Origin of the sequence: Actinoplanes sp. NPDC051633 (genome assembly GCF_040681735.1) — a bacterium.
Taxonomy (GTDB): Bacteria; Actinomycetota; Actinomycetes; order Mycobacteriales; family Micromonosporaceae; genus Actinoplanes.
Genome location: NZ_JBFAZH010001307.1, coordinates 1 through 2026, shown reverse-complemented (window position 1 = coordinate 2026; position 2026 = coordinate 1). Strand labels below are relative to the sequence as shown.

The following is a 2026-nucleotide window of genomic DNA, read 5'->3' as shown; positions in this document are numbered from 1 at the left end:
GACAAACAATACAATTTTAATAATTTTAAAGATAAAGAGTACATAGTTAATTTGATATTTAGCAATTTATAGCAACCACCATTTTTGGGTTGAAGCTGATGCAACGAATTTGGTTCAGACTAGAAACTATCATAAAGCTCAATTTAAACAGAAACACGTCGAGACCGACCCCCTGTCGCCCGTGCCGTCCAGCGAGAGCTGGTGGGACGTGCCGGTCAGCGAGGTCTCCACCCTGGACAGCACCCGGGCCGCCCGGGCCGCGTACGACCAGTTCAAGCGCGCCCAGCGCGACTACCTGTAGAGAAAGGGCCCCTGAAGTGGCAACCATCGAGCACTGGATCGGCGGGTCTTCGACCGAAGGCGCGAGCACCAGGCGCGGCACCGTTTTCAACCCCGCGACCGGGCAGGCGCAGCACGAGGTGGTGCTGGCCGAGACGGCCGACGTGGACACCGCGGTCGCCACGGCTAAGGAGGCGTTCGCGTCCTGGAGCCAGGCGTCGCTCAGCGCCCGTACCAAAGTGCTCTTCGCCTTTCGTGAGCTGGTCAACGCCAACGTGAAGGAGCTCGCGGAGATCATCTCCGACGAGCACGGCAAGGTGCTCTCCGACGCCGCGGGCGAGGTGCAGCGCGGCCTCGAGGTGATCGAGTTCGCCTGCGGCATCCCGACGCTGCTCAAGGGCGACTTCTCCGACCAGGCGTCGAACGGGGTCGACGTGTACAGCTTCCGCGAGCCGCTCGGCGTGGTGGCCGGCATCACCCCGTTCAACTTCCCGGCGATGGTGCCGATGTGGATGCACCCGGTGGCCATCGCCTGCGGCAACACCTTCGTGCTCAAGCCCAGCGAGCGCGACCCGTCGGCGTCCAACTACGTGGCGAAGCTGTGGCAGCGCGCCGGTCTGCCGGACGGCGTCTTCAACGTCGTGCACGGCGACAAGGTGGCCGTCGACGCGATCCTCGACCACCCCGACATCGCCGCGGTCTCGTTCGTCGGTTCCACGCCGATCGCCAGGTACATCCACACCCGGGCGACCGCGAACGGCAAGCGGGTGCAGGCCCTGGGCGGCGCCAAGAACCACGCGATCATCCTGCCCGACGCCGACCTCGAGTACGCCGCGAACCACCTGACCGCGGCCGCGTTCGGCTCGGCCGGCGAGCGCTGCATGGCGATCTCCGCCGCGGTGGCGGTCGGCGCGGCCGGCGATCCGCTGATGGACATCGTGAACCGCAAGGCGTCCGAGGTCGTGGTCGGCTCCGGGCGCGACCCGAAGAGCGAGATGGGCCCGGTGGTCACCGCCGCCGCGAAGGAGCGCATCGAGTCGCTGATCGGCACCGGCGAGAGCCAGGGCGCGAAGGTGACCGTCGACGGGCGCGGGCTCAAGGTGCCCGGCTTCGAGGACGGCTTCTTCGTCGGGCCCACGGTCATCGACCAGGTCGGCGTCGAGATGGACGTCTACCGGGAGGAGATCTTCGGCCCGGTGCTGTCGGTGGTGCGCACCGACACCGTGGACGCCGCGATCGACCTGATCAACGCCAACCAGTACGGCAACGGCACCGCCATCTTCACCAGCAGCGGCGAGGCGGCCCGCCGGTTCCAGCGCGGCGTGAACGTCGGCATGATCGGCATCAACGTCCCCATCCCGGTGCCGATGGCCTACTACTCCTTCGGCGGCTGGAAGGACTCCCTCTTCGGCGACCACCACATCTACGGCAACGACGGCACCCACTTCTACACCCGGGGCAAGGTCGTCACGACCCGCTGGCCCGACCCCTCCGACACCCCGGCAGGCGTCGACCTGGGCTTCCCCCGCAACCACTGAGCCGCGCGGACATCCGGGCCCGAAGGCAGCTTTCGCCGGCTTCGGGCCCGTCTTTTTTCGGCCGGGGCCTGCGGTTCCCGTACGGGTGACGAGGGCGCGGGCGCTTGCGAGATGGTGCTGTTTCGGTCGTCAAGGGGTGGGTCGGGGTGCGGATTTCGTAGGCCGACACCCATTGACGTGGCGGTTTTCGTCGGTGTTCCATGCAGCGC

Annotated in this window: 1 protein-coding gene; it reads left to right on the top strand. The window is 66.3% G+C overall.

The features are described 5' to 3' along the window. Positions 1 to 317 precede the first annotated feature (317 nt). Positions 318 to 1817: a CoA-acylating methylmalonate-semialdehyde dehydrogenase gene (locus AB0M20_RS40385; protein WP_364306456.1), complete on the top strand. Its 1500-nt coding sequence runs from the start codon at positions 318 to 320 to the stop codon at positions 1815 to 1817. Positions 1818 to 2026: the final 209 nt, after the last annotated feature.